This is a genomic window from Klebsiella sp. D5A, from assembly GCF_001620885.1.
GTDB classification, from domain to species: Bacteria; Pseudomonadota; Gammaproteobacteria; order Enterobacterales; family Enterobacteriaceae; genus Klebsiella; species Klebsiella variicola.
The window spans coordinates 186,430-205,110 of the sequence record NZ_LOAR01000004.1 but is presented as its reverse complement, the minus strand read 5'-3'; the positions used below and the strand labels follow the sequence as shown (position 1 = coordinate 205,110).

The 18,681-nt window shown below is 57.2% G+C and carries 13 protein-coding genes and 2 pseudogenes; 8 read left to right on the top strand and 7 right to left on the bottom strand.

Annotated elements, in window-relative coordinates; all coding sequences use genetic code 11:
* Positions 1-143: 143 nt before the first annotated feature.
* A complete protein-coding gene (locus AS136_RS06875) occupies positions 144-1,418 on the top strand; it encodes a dicarboxylate/amino acid:cation symporter (RefSeq protein WP_008804082.1) in 1,275 nt (424 codons plus the stop codon).
* A gap of 274 nt (positions 1,419-1,692) precedes the next feature.
* On the opposite strand, the gene AS136_RS06870 is transcribed toward AS136_RS06875, so the two are convergent.
* From AS136_RS06870 to yegD, 5 genes are all read right to left on the bottom strand, one after another.
* Entirely contained in the window at positions 1,693-2,304 is a 612-nt protein-coding gene (locus tag AS136_RS06870) for a helix-turn-helix transcriptional regulator (protein WP_023297970.1), read from the bottom strand.
* Positions 2,305-2,419: 115 nt separating this feature from the next.
* Positions 2,420-2,560, bottom strand: coding sequence for a small membrane protein (locus AS136_RS28130; protein WP_046621842.1), 141 nt, complete (start codon positions 2,558-2,560; stop codon positions 2,420-2,422).
* Positions 2,561-2,797: 237 nt separating this feature from the next.
* Positions 2,798-3,499 (bottom strand): response regulator transcription factor, encoded by a 702-nt coding sequence (locus AS136_RS06865; protein WP_046881734.1) that lies wholly within the window; start codon positions 3,497-3,499, stop codon positions 2,798-2,800.
* 14 nt (positions 3,500-3,513) lie between these two features.
* The gene (locus AS136_RS06860; RefSeq protein WP_023340519.1) at positions 3,514-5,370 is read right to left on the bottom strand and encodes a sensor histidine kinase; all 1,857 of its coding nucleotides are present in this window, start codon (positions 5,368-5,370) and stop codon (positions 3,514-3,516) included.
* A 289-nt stretch (positions 5,371-5,659) separates the two neighbouring features.
* Positions 5,660-7,012: a molecular chaperone gene (gene yegD / locus AS136_RS06855; RefSeq protein WP_063266725.1), complete on the bottom strand. Its 1,353-nt coding sequence runs from the start codon at positions 7,010-7,012 to the stop codon at positions 5,660-5,662.
* A 137-nt stretch (positions 7,013-7,149) separates the two neighbouring features.
* Here yegD and alkA point away from each other — a divergent pair, with 137 nt between their 5' ends.
* The 4 genes from alkA to asmA all read left to right on the top strand — a co-directional run bounded on the left by alkA (position 7,150) and on the right by asmA (position 11,304).
* A complete protein-coding gene (alkA, locus tag AS136_RS06850; RefSeq protein WP_063266724.1) occupies positions 7,150-7,998 on the top strand; it encodes a DNA-3-methyladenine glycosylase 2 in 849 nt (282 codons plus the stop codon).
* Between the two features lie 114 nt (positions 7,999-8,112).
* Complete coding sequence (gene udk, locus AS136_RS06845; RefSeq protein ID WP_002912442.1) at positions 8,113-8,754, top strand: uridine kinase; 642 nt, start codon at positions 8,113-8,115, stop codon at positions 8,752-8,754.
* Positions 8,755-8,844: 90 nt separating this feature from the next.
* On the top strand, positions 8,845-9,426 hold the full coding sequence (gene dcd, locus AS136_RS06840; RefSeq protein WP_004151145.1) for a dCTP deaminase: 582 nt from the start codon (positions 8,845-8,847) through the stop codon (positions 9,424-9,426).
* A 30-nt stretch (positions 9,427-9,456) separates the two neighbouring features.
* Positions 9,457-11,304: an outer membrane assembly protein AsmA gene (asmA, locus tag AS136_RS06835; protein ID WP_063266723.1), complete on the top strand. Its 1,848-nt coding sequence runs from the start codon at positions 9,457-9,459 to the stop codon at positions 11,302-11,304.
* A 577-nt stretch (positions 11,305-11,881) separates the two neighbouring features.
* Here the strand turns inward: asmA and AS136_RS06830 are convergent.
* Entirely contained in the window at positions 11,882-13,465 is a 1,584-nt protein-coding gene (locus AS136_RS06830) for a TerC family protein (RefSeq protein WP_012967582.1), read from the bottom strand.
* 770 nt (positions 13,466-14,235) lie between these two features.
* Here AS136_RS06830 and galF point away from each other — a divergent pair.
* Together galF and AS136_RS06820 are read left to right on the top strand one after the other, a co-directional pair.
* Positions 14,236-15,210: pseudogene (gene galF, locus AS136_RS06825) on the top strand (GalU regulator GalF).
* Positions 15,211-15,525: 315 nt separating this feature from the next.
* Complete coding sequence (locus AS136_RS06820) at positions 15,526-16,155, top strand: phosphatase PAP2 family protein (protein ID WP_063266722.1); 630 nt, start codon at positions 15,526-15,528, stop codon at positions 16,153-16,155.
* A gap of 546 nt (positions 16,156-16,701) precedes the next feature.
* Here AS136_RS06820 and AS136_RS29325 read toward each other — a convergent pair.
* Positions 16,702-16,829, bottom strand: a pseudogene (locus tag AS136_RS29325) (hypothetical protein).
* A 286-nt stretch (positions 16,830-17,115) separates the two neighbouring features.
* Between AS136_RS29325 and AS136_RS06815 the strand changes: the two are divergent.
* On the top strand, positions 17,116-18,555 hold the full coding sequence (locus tag AS136_RS06815) for a capsule assembly Wzi family protein (protein ID WP_063266721.1): 1,440 nt from the start codon (positions 17,116-17,118) through the stop codon (positions 18,553-18,555).
* The last annotated feature ends 126 nt before the right edge of the window (positions 18,556-18,681 follow it).

The following is an 18,681-nucleotide window of genomic DNA, read 5'->3' as shown; positions in this document are numbered from 1 at the left end:
CAACTTTTAGTTTAAAAAAGTAAAAAATAGTTGTATCCGGGAGGGCTTTAATTAGATTTATGCGGTGAATAAATCAGTGCATTTTCATAATAATAACATATGCACTTAAAAATCAACGTGTTAAATAATCAGGGGTCATTGTTGTGGCGAACGCAAACAAACTCACGCTCTTCATCGTCATTTTTATGCTGATGGGGATCCTCTCCGGCGCGGCTATCCATGCCTACGCGACGCCGACCACCATCTCCGCCTGGGCGGACAACATTACGCTGCTGACCGATCTGTTTCTGCGGTTGATCAAAATGGTCATCGCGCCGTTGGTGTTCAGCACCCTGACGGTCGGCATTATGCGTCTCGGCGAGACGGCGACCATTGGCCGGGTAGGCGGGAAGGCGATGGTGTGGTTCATCACCTCCTCGGTATTATCCATTCTCGTCGGGCTGGTGATCGTCACCTTCCAGCACCCGGGCGCCGGGTTAAACCTGGCGGTGCCGAAAGAGGCGGTGGATACCGGCCTGGCGGTCAGCGGCATGAGCCTGAAAGGATTCCTGTCGCATACCATCCCCACCAGCATCACCGAGGCGATGGCCAACAACGAGATCCTGCAGATTGTGGTGTTCTCGATGTTCTTTGGCATCGCCGGCGCGTCGCTGGGCGAGAAGTTTAATGCCCCGCTGGTGGCGGCCCTCAATGTGGTGTCGCACATTATGCTGAAGGTGACGGGCTACGTGATGTACGTTGCGCCGCTGGCTATCTTCGCCGCCATTTCGTCGGTGATTGCCTCCCAGGGGCTGGGGATCTTGCTCAACTACGCTTCGTTCATCGGCGGTTACTACCTGGCGGTGCTGTTGACCAGCGCGGTGCTGATTGCCGTTGGTTATATGGTGCTGAAGAAAGAGGTCTTCCGTCTGCTGAACATGCTGAAGGACCCGGTGCTGGTCGCGTTTACCACCAGCAGCTCCGAAGCGGCCTATCCGAAGACTCTTGAGCGGCTGGTGAAGTTTGGCTGCTCGCGCAATATCGTCTCGTTCGTCCTGCCCATTGGCTACTCGTTCAACCTCGTGGGCTCGATGGTCTACTGCTCCTTCGCCGCGATGTTTATCGCCCAGGCCTATAACGTACCGCTGAGCTTTAGCGAGATTACGGTCATGATGCTGACCCTGATGCTGGCCTCGAAAGGCATCGCCGGGGTGCCGCGCTCGGCGCTGGTGGTGCTGGCGGCCACGATCCCCAGCTTCAATATTCCGGTTGCCGGGATCCTGCTGCTGATGGGTATCGACCATTTCCTCGACATGGGGCGCTCCGCCATCAACGTGTTGGGTAACGGCATCGCCACCGCCATGCTGTCGAAAAACGAAGGTCTGCTGACCGACGAGGAAGCACAGCCGGACTGGGAAGCCGAGAAAGCGGAAGCCTGATCCTGCTGCGCCCTTTCACAGAGGGCGCCATTCCGCACGGAAAAAAAGACCCCTGACAGGCACGTCAGGGGTAATGTGACGAAGTATCAGTTTTCCTCGTAACTAGTCTTTTTTCTTATATAAAAACGCGCGGTAACGTCTTTATACCGAGGAAGCGTCAGAGTTTAACGTTATGTTCGGCAGCGCTGGCGCTTTTTTAGCATCCTGCGGCTATTTTCGGATTCCAGACAATATCACTACGGGAATATCTTATTCTCTTCTGTTCGCTATTTGCCTACCAGCGCTCACGTAACAGATTCATAAACTGGAAAAAGTCGTGATTATTATTCAGGCTGTATTTTTCCATAATCTTATTCTTATGGTAAGCGGCGGTGCGGGGACTGACGCGCTGCAGGGCGGCGATTTTACTCATGTCCAGCCCTTCAAGAATACCGTGCACCACAGCGGTCTGCGACCGCGACAGGACACGATGCGGGCAGCTGGCGCAGCTCAGTTCCCGGCTCGTGGCGTCAGTGGCCGACGGGTCCATACAATGCTGTAGTTCGCTTTTAATGATCGCCAGCAGCTGTGGAATACTGGCCGTTTTCAGCGAGACAAAAATGACTCCTTTCAGGCAATTAATCATGAAATCGTCTTCCGGCAGCTGGTCGTAGCTGTGGAGGATAATCAGGGAGCTGCCTTTTTTTCTGTTTTTAATCAGGGTATTGCACAGATAGATTTCACCAGGGATCACTTCGCATATAATAATATCTTCGTCTGACAGGTCGTTATTGCGCCAGGAGAAACGGGCCCGCATCTCGTCCCGGGAGAGATCATTAACCATGGCCACCAGCGATTCACGTACAAAGGTGTTGCGGGTATTGATGGTGACATTAATGTTTCTCATGGCGTTATTTCCTTATGCAAAACATAACGCCATGCTGTGACAAATCCTCCGGGCGTATGCGGTGTGTTGATTTTATAAACGTACCTGTAATCGTTTTTAATTATTATAAAGTGAATTATTTACGACGCGTCGAACGCTTATCGTTAAACGTAAACTTCTGCCGTCTCCTGTCTTTTAGATAGGAAATAAAACTGTATACAGAGATGCTGAAGAAAAATATGCATAGCAATAATATTAACCACGTTTGCATGGCCATCGTTTTTACCTTATTTGTGCTGCATGGTGTCAGAATTTACCGCGAACGGCTATTACGTTTTGTTATATGTTTTCCTGTCCACTGAAAATCATACGACATCATCCTGATGTGCTAGCACTATAAGAAAGTTCTTAAGCGCGTCGTCAGTCTCATTCCTCTCATTTCTCTCAGAAAATGAGAAAAATTAACACTTGCGAGTTATTCACACCCCGCGCAGCGGCCAGATCGCGCTTTCGATCAGGAAATAAACGCCAGTCCTTTGCCAAAGATCGCTCGTACGGGCAGGTGGATCCCTTGCTGGCGCGCCTTATGGCGCAGGCGGCTAATCACCACGTCGATGCGGTGCAGGTCAGGCTCGCTGTCGTGGGAAAACAGGCAGGCATGGAGGTCCAGCTTGCTGCACACCTCGTTGCGATTGCGCATTAACAGCTCCACCAGACGGTACTCCTGCTGGGTTAACTCCAGCGTCCGGGCATCGGGAGAAATCAGTTTATCCTCATGCAGACGCCACAGTCCGGTGGCGGCGGATGACGCGGTGCCGGGCGCCTCCGATGGAAGGGCGGCGGGTCGATCCTGCTGCAGGCGGGCGCCAAGGGCGGTGAGGGTCTCCGCAAGGTGGGCGAAGTTAACCGGCTTAATCAGGTAAGCATCGGCCCCAAGACTGAGCGCCTGCAGTTTATCCTGCTGCTGGCCGCGGGCGCTGACCACCACCAGACCGTAATGCCCCAGCTCATGCAGGTAGCTCAGCACGCTGAAGCCATCTTCCCCGGGCAGGCCGATATCAATCAGCACGATGTCCACCGGATGGCTGTGCAGTTGTCGCCAGAAGGATTCGGCGCTGCGCGAGCCCCACACCTCGAAGCCGCGATAGCCCAGCCAGGCCAGCAGTTCATCCAACAGATCGGCGTTATCTTCAATTATCGCCAGCCGTAAAGCCATACGTCGTTCTCCTCTTAAGCAACCGTGGGGAGGGTGAGAATAAAGGTGCAGCCGTCCGGGCCATGCTCGGCCAGCCACAGTTTGCCATCATGAGCCTGCACGATCTGACGTGCAACATACAGTCCGAGACCGGTGCCGCCCGGCACCGGCGACGTGTGCTCGCCGCGGCGGTAGCGCTCAAAGATCAGTTCCGCTTGCCCGTCGGGCAGGCCCGGGCCGTGGTCGCGAATGCGCAGCTCGGTATGCCCGGCTTCGGAGCGGATATCGATGGCGATTTCACCGGGGGGCGAATACTTCACCGCGTTATCCAGCAGATTGGCGATGGCGATGCACAGCAGGCCGGCATCGGCCTGCAGTTGCGGGCTTTCCACCGCGCCGTGATGGCGGATGTTCAGGTAATGGTCGTGGGAGATGGCCACCACCGAGGCGGCCATGTTGATCACCGACAGCAGGGCGGTCTGCTGGCGATCGACGTGCAGGTCGTGTGAGGCGAGCCGGGCGTCGGCAAGGCAGTTATCGGTGAGCTGCACCAGACGGGTGGCGGCGCGCCCGATGCGATCGAAGCGCGCCTCCTGGCTGGCCGAGGCGGCCGAGAGGCGGAGATTTTCCAGCGCTGCCTGGATCACCGCCAGCGGCGTGCGGAATTCGTGCGCTACCATGCCCATAAACTGTCGCTGATGGAAGCTGGCTTCACGCTCAATCTGCAGCTCACGCGCCAGGCGCTGCTTCTGCTCCAGCTGGCGGTTTTCAGCGCGCACCCGCAGGATGGCAATGATCAGCACCGTAATGATGTGGACGATCAGCGCATACTGCCAGAGGGAATAGATCGCCATATGGAACGGGATTATCCCGTGGATAGACAACTGCACCAGCACCGCGGCGGCGACGTAGAACGGCGGCAGCAGACCCAGCAGCAGGGTGTTACGGTCGATGGCTTTTTTGCGCCACAGCCACCAGGAGGTGAACAGCAGCACCGGGGTGATAATGATGAAGATCACCCCTTCAATCTGCATCGCGAAGCCGTAAAACCCGAGCGGAATACTGACCTGCAGCACCAGGTTGAGGACCACCGCGGCGATCAGTAGTTGATGAAGCCGCGGCATATTCTTCTTCAAATCAAAAATCTCGCTGTGCAGCCAGAGGGCGGTAGCATAGCTGAACAGGGAGAGGCTGCTGATCATGAAGTCCTGGAACGGCAGCGCCGCGTGGCCGAAAAACCACTCCGGGAAGCCGTGCAGGGCGGCCACCAGCGGATAATTGAGCGAGAAAAGACAGATGCCCCACAGCAGACGCCGGCGCAGGGCCAGCGCCAGCCACAGCGCCACGCCGCTGGCGACGGCGGCCAGGCCGAAATAGAAGCTCCAGAAAGCGGTGTCGGCGGTCGCCCGTTGTACAAATTCCTGCGGCGAAGAGAGCGAGGCCAGCAGGATCAGGGTGCTGGTGCTCTGCAGGCGAAAGACCACCTCATAGCCAGCGGCGGTTGGCGGCGGGGGGATAATCAGCACGCTTTCCCGGTAGTGCAGGTCGCTCTCGCGGGCGACGTCGCGGTCGCCAAAGGTGCGCTGTTCCCAGGGGGCATCGCTGCCCAGAGGCCGGTAGTAAATGGTCAGATGGTCGACAAAAGAGGGGCCCAGCTGCAGCCAGCGCGGCTCCCCGGCAAACCACGTTCCCGGCAGCTCGCTGCGCAGCCACCAGGTTTTTCGCGAATAACCAAAGGAGGGGATCTGCCGGGTGGTGGCGAGCTGGTCTGTGGGCAGGGCGGCGAAGCGATCGATGGTCATCTGGCCGCTGGCGTCCGCGTACCACTGGACCGGGATATCAATGCCCACCTGGCGCGTCACCGCCTGCGCCTGCGGGGCGACCAGCAGCAAGAGTAATCCACAGCTGAGCAGCCAGCCTGCCAGGAACCGCGGCCGGCAACGCCGGACCGCTGCGAAGATCGCAGACACCCTTTTCAATCACGCCCCCTTGCGGCATGCCAACGATACAGACCGCAGACATCTGGCTACGGTATGGATAATACGCCCCCGGAAGTGGGGAAGAGTGGACAGGCCTGTCCGGACGAACAGGCCATTTTGCGTGGGAGACCAGGAATATTCCAGCGTAATCTGCATCGGCAGGATCAGGACAGACCTGCTGCGCGGCGGCGGTGGGCTGGGGTTAGCGGAAAACCACCTGCGCCCAGCGGGCCAGCCCGGCGGTTACCGAGCCAAAATCATCGCCACCGGCCAGCGGAATACCCGGCAGCTGGGCGGTCAGCGCCTTTTTGATCAGCGGCGAGCGGGCGCTGCCGCCGGTAAGATAGATCACATCCGGGGTGGTCTGGCTGCTGTCGAGCGCGAGCTGCACCTGTTCCATAATGCGGGTCAACGGTTGATCCAGCGCGGCTTCCAGACCCTGCTGGGCGATGGCGGTGGCCAGCTCGTCCTGAATAAACGGCAGCGCGGTTTCGACGCTGGCGGCGCTGGAGAGGGCGATTTTGCTCTCTTCGGCGCTGCGCACCAGACGATAGCTGAGACGCTGGCGCCAGACCTTCAGCAGCAGAGCCACCTTGTCGGCATCCCGGGCGCTGCGCAGCAGATCGTTAAGCAGACGGCCGTTGGTGGTGCTGTAGAAATCGCTCTGCGCCGGCACGTCGTTGATGGCCACCGCGTTCCACCACGGGAGGATCGGCAGCGCGGTGCCTTTCTCCGTTTCGCCGCCCATGCCGAGGAGGGGCATCAGGCATTTGAAGGCCAGGGCAATGTCGAGGTCGTTGCCGCCGATGCGGCAGCCGCTGTGGCCGAGCAGGCTCTGCTGGCGGTCGGCGCGCTCCCGCCACTGCGGGCCCATCAATAGCAAGGAACAGTCGGTGGTCCCACCGCCGATATCGACGACCAGCACCCGTTTTTCTTCATTGAGGGTCGCTTCGAAATCGAGCCCGGCGGCAACCGGTTCAAACTGGAAGACCACATCGCGGAAACCGGCGCGGAGAGCCGCCCGCTCAAGGATCCCCTGCGCCTGGGCGTTCGCGTCGTCGCCGCCGAGGCCCTGGAAGTTAATCGGCCGGCCAATCACCGCCTGGTCGATCTGCTCGGGCAGCTGGCTCTCAGCCTGCAGTTTGATGTGCAGCATCATGGCGCAGACCAGGTCTTCAAACAGGGCCACCTGCTGCGGCTTCAGCCCGCTGGCGCCGAGGAAGGATTTTGGCGATTTAACGAAGTAGACCTCTTCCGGATCTTCAACATACTGATGCAGCGAGGCGAGACCGAACTGCACGCTGTTGCGCAGCACCTCGATGTCTTCGTCGCGGTTGGCGGCAATGGCCCGGCGCAGCAGCGCCTGGTTTTCATCGCTGTGGGTGGGGACGTCATGATGGCGATAGAGCCACTCGCTGACCGCTTCGCGCGTTGGCGCGCAGAGCATCGAGGGCAGCAGCGCGCTGCCGTTTTCCAGTGTCAACAGCTGAGGGGTGTTTTCCCGCATCACGGCCACCGAACAGTTGGCGGTGCCGTAGTCAAAACCAATAAACATCGTCTGCAAAATCCCCATGCCGGTGAAGAAGGGGGGCGACTTTAGCGGATCGTCGCCAAGCCGACAACTGGAATTTAAAAGCAAGGCGCTGACGGTCAAGGGCGACTATCATTGAAACGCTATATAAAGGAGAGCTTATGGAGCTGTTACCCTGGACCCCGCCTTATGACTGGGCGTGGATGGTTGGTTTTCTGCAGGCGCGTGCCGTCGCCGGCGTCGAGCGCTTTGATGAAGGAGGCTATAGTCGCAGCTTTGGCGTTGAAGGGCATCGCGGGCTGATTCATCTGGCGCCGGACGAGGAGGCGCAGGGCCTGCGGGTGACCCTCTCCCCGGGGCTGCAACCGGTGGCGGAGATCTGCTATGCGCGAATTGGCCAGCTGTTTGATTTAGCCTGCGACCCGCGGCAGGTCGCCGGGGCGTTGGGCTTTCTGGCCCAGGCGCGGCCGGGGCTGCGCCTGCCGGGGGCGCTGGATGCCTTCGAACAGGCGGTGCGGGCGGTGCTGGGCCAGCTGGTGAGCGTGGCGATGGCCGCCCGGCTCACTGCCAAAGTGGCGGCTGGCTGGGGCGAACCGCTGGCGGAGGCGCCCGGCTATGTGTTGTTCCCGACGCCAGAGGCGCTGTCCCGGGCCGACCCGCAGGCGCTGAAGGCGCTGGGAATGCCGCTTCGGCGTGCGGAGGCGCTGATCCACCTCGCCCGGGCGGCGCTCAGCGGCGAGCTGCCCCTGACGGCGCCAGCGGACATCGACGCCGGGCTGCGTCAACTGCAGAGCCTGCCCGGGATTGGCCGCTGGACGGCAAACTACTTTGCTCTGCGCGGCTGGCAGGCGAAAGATATCTTTTTGCCGGATGATTACCTGATTAAACAGCGCTTTCCGGGAATGACCCCGGCCGCCATCGCTCGCTATGCCCGTCGCTGGCAGCCGATGCGATCGTATGCGCTGTTGCATATCTGGTATACCGATGACTGGATCCCGGCGGCGGAATAGCCGTCCGGGGCGCATACCACTGGTATCGGGACGCTGAAATCCCTATAATTGCCGCGTTTGGCGGTCCGCCGCCACCCTCCATCTCTATCCAGGTTAATCAGGTCGCAAAAATTTATGACTGATATGTCCCATCAGTGCGTCATTGTAGGTATCGCCGGCGCATCGGCTTCTGGCAAAAGTCTTATTGCCAGTACTCTCTATCGCGAATTGCGTGAACAAGTTGGCGACGAACATATTGGCGTCATTCCGGAAGACAGCTATTACAAAGATCAAAGTCATCTGTCGATGGAAGAGCGCGTCAAAACCAACTATGACCACCCGAGCTCAATGGACCACAGTCTGTTGTTCCAGCACCTGCAGATGCTGAAAAGCGGCCAGCCGATTGAACTGCCGGTCTATAGCTACGTCGAGCATACCCGCACGCCGAACACCATTCACGTCGAGCCGAAGAAGGTGATCATTCTTGAAGGGATCCTGCTGCTGACCGACGCGCGCCTGCGTAACGAGCTTAACTTCTCTATTTTCGTCGACACCCCGCTCGATATTTGCCTGATGCGCCGTATTAAGCGCGACGTTAACGAGCGCGGCCGCTCCATGGACTCGGTGATGGCCCAGTACCAGAAGACTGTGCGCCCGATGTTCCTGCAGTTTATTGAACCGTCGAAGCAGTATGCCGACATCATCGTGCCGCGCGGCGGCAAAAACCGCATCGCGATTGATATTCTGAAGGCCAAAATCAGTCAGTTCTTTGAATAACCTGGCCGAATTGTGTAACGTGCAAAGAGTAGCCCTGTTGCCCTCTCCGCCGCGAAGCGTGCGGGAAGCAGCCTTATAAGGAGAAAGCCCATGCGTCTGTGTGACCGAGATATCGAAGCCTGGTTGGATGAAGGGCGACTCGCCATCAATCCGCGCCCACCCGTTGAGCGTATTAATGGCGCGACGGTTGATGTACGGCTGGGTAATAAATTCCGCACCTTCCGCGGCCACACGGCGCCGTTTATCGATTTAAGCGGTCCGAAGGCCGAGGTCAGCGCCGCGCTGGACCGCGTGATGAGCGAAGAGATTGTCCTGCCGGAAGGGGAGGCCTTTTTCCTGCATCCGGGCGAACTGGCGCTGGCGGTGACCTATGAGTCAGTCACCCTGCCTGCCGATCTGGTGGGCTGGCTGGACGGACGCTCCTCACTGGCGCGGCTGGGGCTGATGGTGCACGTTACCGCGCACCGCATCGACCCGGGCTGGTCCGGCTGCATCGTGCTTGAGTTCTACAACTCCGGCAAACTGCCGCTGGCGCTGCGCCCGGGAATGCCTATCGGCGCGCTAAGCTTTGAGCCATTATCGGGCCCGGCGGCCCGGCCGTATAACCGCCGTGAAGACGCCAAATATCGCGACCAGCAGGGCGCGGTGGCGAGCCGAATCGACAAGGATTGATAACGTCAACGGGGTGTTGCTGAGGGTGCCATGAGACGAATACTGACAACGCTGATGATCCTGCTGGCGGTCATTGTCGCCGGGCTTACCTCGTTGGTATTGCTGGTCAATCCCAACGATTTTCGCGCCTATATGGTGCATGAGGTGGCAGAGCGCAGCGGTTATCAGCTTGAACTCGATGGCCCGCTGCGCTGGCACGTCTGGCCGCAGCTCAGCATTCTCAGCGGACGCATGACGCTGACCGCCCGGGGCGCCGAAGAGCCGGTGATCCGCGCCGACAACATGCGCCTCGACGTGGCGCTGCTGCCGTTGCTGTCGCACCAGCTGCAGGTGAAGCAGGTGATGCTCAAGGGAGCGGTGATCCAGCTGACCCCGAAAACCGAAGCGGTTCGCGATAGCACTGCGCCGGTGGTGCCGCATGACAACACCCTGCCGCAGGCTCCGGAGGACCGCGGGTGGTCCTACGACGTGCGCCAGCTGCAGGTGGCCGACAGCGTGCTCTTCTTCCAGCATGAGAACGGCGAGCAGGTCACTGTGCGTGATATCCGCCTGCAAATGGAGCAGGATGAGAATCACCGGGCCACCGTCGACTTCTCCGGCCGGATCAACCGCGACCAGCGCGACCTGGCGTTGAGCTTCTCCGCTACCGTGCAGGGCGGTGACTATCCCCACTCCTTAAAAGCCGACTTTAGCCAGCTAAGCTGGCAGCTTCGCGGCGCCGAGCTGCCCCCTGATGGCATTAATGGCCAGGGCAGTCTGCAGGCCAGCTGGCAGGAAGATGGCAAAACTCTGCGCTTTGACAACCTGAATCTGATGGCCAGCGGCAGTACCCTTACCGGCAACGGCAGCGTGGTGCTGGGGGATCGCCCGGACTGGTCGCTGGATCTCCACGCGACCACCCTGAATCTCGACAGCCTGCTGGCGCCCTCCTCGCCAGCGACCGACAGCAGCGCCAGCCAGCAGGGCCAGAGCCAGACGCGACCGCTGCGTCCGGTGATCGCCGACAGCGATGAGCGCGAAGATTACCAGAGCCTGCGCGGCTTTAACGGCCGGATGGCCCTGAGCGCCGACCAGTTGCAGTGGCGCGGCCTGAACTTCACCCAGGTGCAGAGCGAAATCAGCAACCAGCAGGGGCTGCTGACGGTCAGCAAAATGCAGGGCAACCTCGACGGCGGGCAGCTCTCTCTCCCCGGCACTCTGGATGCCCGTGGCGACACGCCGCAGGCGGCGTTCCAGCCGGCGCTGCAGAATGTGGAGATCGGTTCGCTGATCAAAGCCTTTAACTATTCATTAAACCTGACCGGCAAGCTGTCGCTGACCGGCGAGTTTTCCGGAACGCGCATTGACGCGGATGATTTCCGCCGTCACTGGCAGGGGCAGGCCCAGCTGCAGATGGCCGATACCCGTACCGAGGGGCTGAATTTCCAGCAGCTGGTGCAGCAGGCCGTAGAGCGCAGCACCAACGTGCGGGCGCAGGAGAATTACGACAATGCCACCCGCCTGGATTCCGTGAGCAGCCAGTTGACGCTGGATAACGGGGTGGTGACGCTGAACCGCCTGCAGGGGCAGTCCGACGTGATGGCGATGACCGGCGAAGGTCAGCTTGATCTGCAGAAAGAGAACTGCGATATGCGCTTTAACGTGCGCGTGCTCGGCGGCTGGAAAGGGGAGGGCAAACTTATCGACCGCCTGAAACAGACCGCCATCCCGCTGCGCATCTACGGCGACTGGCAGTCGCTGAGCTACAGCCTGCAGGTCGATCAGATCCTGCGCAAACAGCTACAGGATGAAGCGAAGCAGCGCCTCAACGACTGGGTTGAGCGTAATAAAGGCAGCAAAGAGAGCAAAGACGCCAAAAAGCTGCTTGATAAGCTGTAATCTCCACCACCGCGGCCCGGGCCTTCCGGGCTGTGAGATTGTCGTCAGAGGGTGTGCCACGTTGATGCCGGGTGGCGGCTACGCCTGACCCGGCCTGGGTTGTGCGCTGGGGGTAATCCCCCGGTTTGCGTCGCTATCCCGTAGGCCTGATAAGCGAAGCGCCATCAGGCAATGTGGCAGCTGTAGAGCATCAATTCTCCGTGATGAGAGAATGTCGTCAACGTGTAATGTCACGATGATGCCGTGTGGCGGCTGCGCCTGACCCGGCCTGGGTTATGCGCTGGGGGTTATTCCCCGGTTTATGTCGCCATCCCGTAGGCCTGATAAGCAAAGCGCCATCAGGCACTGTGGCAGCTGTAGAGCATCAATTCCCCGTGATGCGAGAATGTCGTCAACGTGTGATGTCATGTTGATGCCGGGTGGCGGCTACGCCTGACCCGGCCTGGGTTGTGCGCTGGGGGTAATACCCCGGTCTGCATTGCCATCCCGTAGGCCTGATAAGCGAAGCGCCATCAGGCATGGGTTTGATTATCCATCCCACCGCCCGGGATACCCCGGGCCGTTTTATGCCTGACGATTACACCTCATAATCCAGCTCATCCTGCTTTACCGGCGGGACGATCTGCACCTTTTGCACCCGATGGCTGTCGACCTGCAGCGTGCGCAGGGTATAGCCGTCAATCTCAATAGTCTCCCCCACCTGCGGCACATGCTGCAGATACTCCATCAGCAGACCGGCGACGGTGTGGTACTCCCGTTTATCATCCAGCGGCAGCGGAACGTACTGCACCAGATCCTCCAGCGGCATATGGCCGTTAACCGTCCACGAACCGTCCTGATGATGCTGAATATCATGCCGGGCGTCGATCTCCTCCACCTCGTTAGGCAGATTACCGGCGATAGTCTCCATCACGTCGCTCAGGGTCACAATCCCCTCGACGGAACCAAACTCATCGACCACAAAGGCGAAGTGGGTGCGGGCCTGACGGAACTGCTCAAGCGCGGAGAGGAGCGGTAACCCCTCCGGAAAGACCAACGGCTGGCGCACCAGCACCTGCAGATCCAGCGGCTCCTGGCGCAGGGACTGCTGGAGCAGGTCAATAACGTGAACCACTCCCAGCAGGTCTTCATTATCTTTCCCGCCGGTCACCACCAGCCGGGTGTGCTGATTTTTCTCCACCAGGCTGCGGATCTCTTCCTCCGGTGCGCTGAGGTTGATGCGCTCGATATCATGGCGTGACGTCATAATACTGCTGACGCTGCGCTGATTAAGGTTCAGCACCCGCTCAATCATCAACCGTTCCTGCGGATTAAACAAAGGATGATGGTCCTGATCGGCTACCAGCGACGCCGTGTCAGCATCCAGTTCAGCTTTTTCCTTCTGGCCGCTCAGCAGGTTCATCACCGCCTCGGTGGTGCGCTGACGCAGCGTCATATTGGCCGACAGGAAGCGACGGCGGTTAAACAGCGCCAGCTGATTAAGGGCTTCAATCATGACCGAGAAGCCAATTGCCGCGTACAGATAGCCTTTCGGAATAATAAAGCTGAAGCCTTCAGCAATCAGGCTGAAGCCGATCATCAGCAGGAAGCTCAGACAGAGGATGACAATGGTCGGGTGGCTGTTAACGAAGCGCGTTAGCGCCTTGCTGGCCATCAGCATCAGGCTGATGGCGATGATCACCGCGGCCATCATCACCGCCAGGTGGTCGACCATGCCGACGGCAGTGATCACCGAGTCGAGCGAAAAGATGGCGTCGAGCACCACGATCTGCGCCACCACGGCCCAGAATTTCGCCCCTCTGCGCTGGGTGGGATTATCGCTGTCCTTCCCCTCCAGCCGTTCGTTGAGTTCGACAGTGGCTTTAAACAGCAGGAATAAGCCGCCGAACAGCATAATTAAATCGCGGGCGCTGAAGCTGAAGTCGTGAAAAACAATCAGCGGTTTGGTCAGGGTCACCAGCCAGGAGATAGAGGCCAGCAGCAGCAGACGCATGACCATCGCCAGCAGCAGACCGGTGATACGAGCGCGGTCGCGCTGGGCGGGCGGCAGCTTTTCGGCGAGGATAGCGATGAAAACCAGGTTATCGATACCCAACACCAGTTCGATAACCACCAGCGTGACGAGACCTGCCCAGATTGACGGATCGGCAATCCATTCCATATGTATTAAAACCTGTACGACTGCGGTATGTGTTACCACGATCATGGATAAGATGAGTCTAAAATGCAATAACGACGCGGATATCACTCCGCCAGGGGTGGATATATTTCCAGCAAATTAAGAGAACAGAAAAGAATTATGTTCCAGAAAAGATCAGCGGAAAAATAACAATATGGCGGAACGCGCTGGAATAAGCTTGCTGATATCAGAACCATAACCCGCTGCGTTCTGCCCGGCGCAAAAGCGCGGGCAGTCCCGTCGTTCTCCACGGTAGGCACCCTTCCTCATCCTAGGGTGAAGTGCGAAGCCCGCTCACAAAATCGGCATAATTCACATCATGAAGTGAGCGCAGAATAGTGCCGATCGCAGTTCTCTGCCGTGGTTTACGGTTATTATCCTGCCATATCTGGCTGTTTGTGCTGAAATATATTGCCTGGCGAAATTAATTAACTATATCTATTCTTTCCGCACACATGGGCGCCGCAGCCTGCAGCTGGCAAGGGCTGCGTACCAAAGGCCGCGGTGTAGGGGCCTCGCGGCGACATCGCGCTGTGCAGGGAAGCGGGCCGCTGAATATCCTGATGGAGAATAAGATTATTCTCACTTCAAACTGTTGGAAAAAGGAAGTTGTGTGTATTCTTTTAGGTGACAGTGAATTTAAGAATTTGGCGGGCAGATGCCCGGGCAGTATCCGTGTATTATCAGTTCCAATGGATTTGTGACATGTACAATTTTGCAAAACTGCGTGTTTTGCAACCAAACAGGTGAAAATGAATATGGCGAATTTGAAAGCGGTTATTCCGGTCGCAGGACTAGGCATGCATATGCTGCCGGCCACAAAGGCAATTCCAAAGGAGATGCTGCCGATCGTTGATAAGCCAATGATTCAGTACATTGTTGACGAAATCGTCGCCGCCGGGATCAAAGAGATTGTCCTGGTGACGCACTCCTCGAAGAATGCGGTGGAAAACCACTTTGATACCTCCTACGAGCTGGAAGCCCTGCTTGAGCAGCGCGTGAAGCGCCAGCTGCTGGCGGAAGTCCAGGCCATTTGCCCGCCGGGCGTAACCATCATGAACGTGCGCCAGGCACAGCCGCTGGGTCTGGGCCACTCCATCCTCTGCGCCCGCCCGGTAGTCGGGGACAACCCGTTTGTGGTGGTGCTGCCGGATATCATTCTCGATGGCGGCACTGCGGACCCGCTGCGCTATAACCTCGCTGCCATGGTCGCCCGTTTTAACGAGACCGGCCGCAGTCAGGTGCTGGCGAAACGCATGCCGGGCGATCTCTCCGAATACTCCGTTATCCAGACCAAAGAGCCAATGGTGGCCGAAGGGCAGGTGGCGCGTATTGTCGAGTTCATTGAAAAACCGGACGAACCGCAGACCCTGGACTCCGACCTGATGGCGGTGGGCCGCTACGTGTTGTCGGCAGATATCTGGGCTGAACTTGAACGAACCCAGCCGGGCGCCTGGGGCCGTATCCAGCTAACCGACGCCATTGCCGAACTGGCGAAGAAGCAGTCCGTTGACGCGATGCTGATGACCGGCGAAAGCTATGACTGCGGTAAAAAAATGGGCTACATGCAGGCCTTCGTCACCTACGGGATGCGTAACCTGAAAGAAGGTACCAAATTCCGCGAAAGCATTAAAAAACTGCTGGCCTGAGCGCCGGCGTAAGGGGGGGCGGCAGGCCAGGGGTATTTCGCCACGCCGCTCATAACGTTATGCAGAAATTATTCATAACGCGAATGTTATAACGATTGTAAAGAAACGTATGGGTTCGGAGACTTCTGGTAGTTTGTCTCTGGCCTCTGTGGTGCAATGGTCGGAGTAGCGGCAATAATGCTTTGTGAATAGTCACTTAGTGCGACAATTCTTAAAGCGCAGGGAAAGCGGTCAACGTCAGCCAAAAATAAAACTTGACTGCGATCATGTTTCCGCTTTAAACATCTCACTTGCATGCATAAAAATGTGAAATGAATTGGCATGCGAGCTGGTACAGACATTACGGATAATCCCTGAGCACGGCAGTGGACATCATCGAAGGATCACAGGTATATGAACTGGCAACTCATCTCATTTTTTGGCGATAGCACCGTTTTGCTGCCCAGCGCAGCGGCGCTGTTTATTGTCCTGATGCTGCGTAAAACGTCGCGGTTGCTGGCGTGGCAGTGGAGTTTGCTGTTCGGCATCACCGGCGCCATCGTCTGCGCCTCCAAACTGGCCTTTATGGGCTGGGGTCTGGGCATTCGCGAGCTGGATTACACCGGCTTTAGCGGCCACTCAGCGCTCTCCGCGGCCTTCTGGCCTATCTTCCTGTGGCTGCTTAGCGCGCGTTTTTCCGCGGGTTTGCAAAAAGCAGCCGTTGCCACCGGCTATATTCTGGCCGCTGTGGTGGGGTATTCACGGCTGGTCATCCATGCGCATTCCGTCTCGGAAGTGATCGCTGGCCTGCTGCTCGGCGCTGCTGGCAGCGCTTTGTTCCTGGTGTTGCAAAAACGTACCTCTGATCCGGAAAGCGTGAATATCTCATGGGGCGGTGTCGCATGCCTGGTGATGGTCCCGCTTATCCTGTTGCATAGCGGCAATAAAGCGCCGACTCAGTCCCTGCTGGGGCAAATCGCCACCGCGGTGGGGCCGCTGGATAAACCTTTTACTCGAACTGATCTGCATAAGCAGGCTTGGTAATCGCCATTTGTTTTACAGGGGAAATTGAGTTTTCGCCGGTTAATTAGACAAATAAGAAAATAATCTACTATATGCCAGTCAATTGATAATTCATATTTATGAAATAATGCAGTGCTACTACATTGTTATTGTCAATTTGCGTGGATATAGCTTTGGTCAGACGTTTCTTAAATGCGTTCAGAAAGCACCTGTTCCACGTTGGATGAATAATCCTGAATCGAGAAACTATTAGAAATTGTAGTTGACTATAGCGTCATCATCTGATTTTGGAATGACGTAAGCATGATGGAAAAGATCCGTATTTACAAAGAGTTATCTATGTCTGTGCCGTCATGGCGGTGCCAGGCAGATGTTTGATAGTATAAGAGCAATAAATAATCTTAATTGGCGAGCCGCTTATTTTTCGCCAATAAAACAGCGGATGGGATTAATTGGCAGATATTCGGTAGCAAGACTCCCAATTGTGACCGAAATCCCGTAGACTTAACGCCGCAAAAAATAAAGGCCTGATCAATTTATCACCCACAGGCCGATTAAATACGCCGTTCAGGTAGTCAGTGCGCTGGTAGCTGTTAAGCCAGGGGCGGTAGCGTCGCTGAAACCACCTGCTGCTGTGCAAAATACCTTCTCTGAACGGCTATAAAAATCGATGCACTCCAGGTGATTAACGCCATAAGATATCTATCGTGCTTATCAGATATCTTCATAAAGGGGTCAGGAGCAGCTGCTGATATCGCCTGTACACCAACTTTCCTGTCTCATCGATAGCCTGTACGGTAAAATTCGCCTACATTGTGAGCTGGGTGGATGAGATAAGGATTACGAGCAGCTTAGGGTAACTGTACTTGCCTCGACGGTGTTGCACAGTGAAGTCAGCTGGTGCCGCGAGCGCTTTCTATCTTGGTATTCCCCTCATTCTCATTGAGATACGACAGCGGGGCTGAAAATGGATCTTGTACAATGATAAAAATTGCGCGCATTGCCGTGACGCTGGGCTTGCTTTCCTCACTGGGAGCCCAGGCTTACGCGGCCGGGTTAGTAGTAAATGATAACGATCTGCGAAATGACCTTGCCTGGCTTTCCGATCGCGGGGTCATCCATCTGAGCCTGTCGACCTGGCCGCTGAGCCAGGAAGAGATCGCCCGGGCGCTAAAAAAAGCTAAACCGTCCTATTCTTCTGAGCAAGTGGTGCTGGCCCGTATCAATCAGCGACTGTCTGCTTTAAAAGCCGATTTTCGGGTCACCGGCTATACCTCAACCGATCAGCCGGGCACTCCGCAGGGGTTTGGTCAGACACAGCCGGCAGATAACTCGTTAGGCCTGGCGTTTAACAACAGCGGAGAATGGTGGGATGTCCACCTCCAGGGTAACGTCGAAGGGGGGGAGCGGATCAGCAACGGATCGCGTTTCAACGCCAACGGTGCCTACGGTGCGGTGAAATTCTGGAACCAGTGGCTCTCCTTTGGTCAGGTTCCGCAGTGGTGGGGACCGGGCTATGAAGGAAGCCTGATCCGCGGGGATGCGATGCGGCCGATGACCGGCTTCCTGATGCAGCGGGCAGAGCAGGCGGCGCCAGAGACCTGGTGGTTACGCTGGGTGGGGCCATGGCAGTACCAGATCTCCGCCAGCCAGATGAATCAATATACCGCTGTGCCTCATGCCAAAATTATCGGCGGACGTTTTACCTTCACGCCGTTCCAGTCATTAGAATTAGGTGCGTCGCGTATTATGCAGTGGGGCGGGGAAGGGCGTCCTGAATCACTTAGCAACTTCTGGGACGGTTTAACAGGCAAGGATAATACTGCCGCGAATGATCCCAATGAACCGGGCAATCAACTGGCCGGTTTTGACTTTAAGTTCAAACTAGAGCCGACCCTGGGCTGGCCGGTGAGCTTCTTCGGACAGATGATCGGCGAGGATGAGTCGGGTTTTCTACCTTCGGCAAATATGTTCCTCGGCGGGATCGAAGGGCACCACGGCTGGGGTAAGGATGCTGTTAACTGGTACGTGGAAGCACATGACACGCGCAGCAATATGAGCCGGACCAATTACAGTTATACGCATCATATCTATAAGGATGGCTACTATCAGCAGGGTTATCCGCTGGGTGACGCAATGGGAGGGGATGGTCAACTCGTTGCCGGTAAGGTTGAGCTTATTACGGAGGATAACCAGCGCTGGAGCACGCGTTTGGTATATGCAAAGGTTAACCCAGAGAATCAGTCGATCAATAAAGCATTCCCTCATGCTGATACCTTGAAAGGTGTACAGCTCGGTTGGAGCGGGGATGTTTATCAGTCGGTCCGTTTGAATACCTCACTGTGGTACACCAACGCTAACAACAGCGACAGCGATGACGTTGGGGCCAGCGCAGGGATAGAGATACCGTTTAGTTTATAAGGCTGAATGCTGAAAACAGGGGAGGGAGGGTGGTAGCGCTGCAGGATGCAGTCAGCTTTTCTCTCTCCATAAGCCGGCAGGGAAGCAACGGCTATGACAGCTGCTCAGGAATTGGCAAATTTTGAT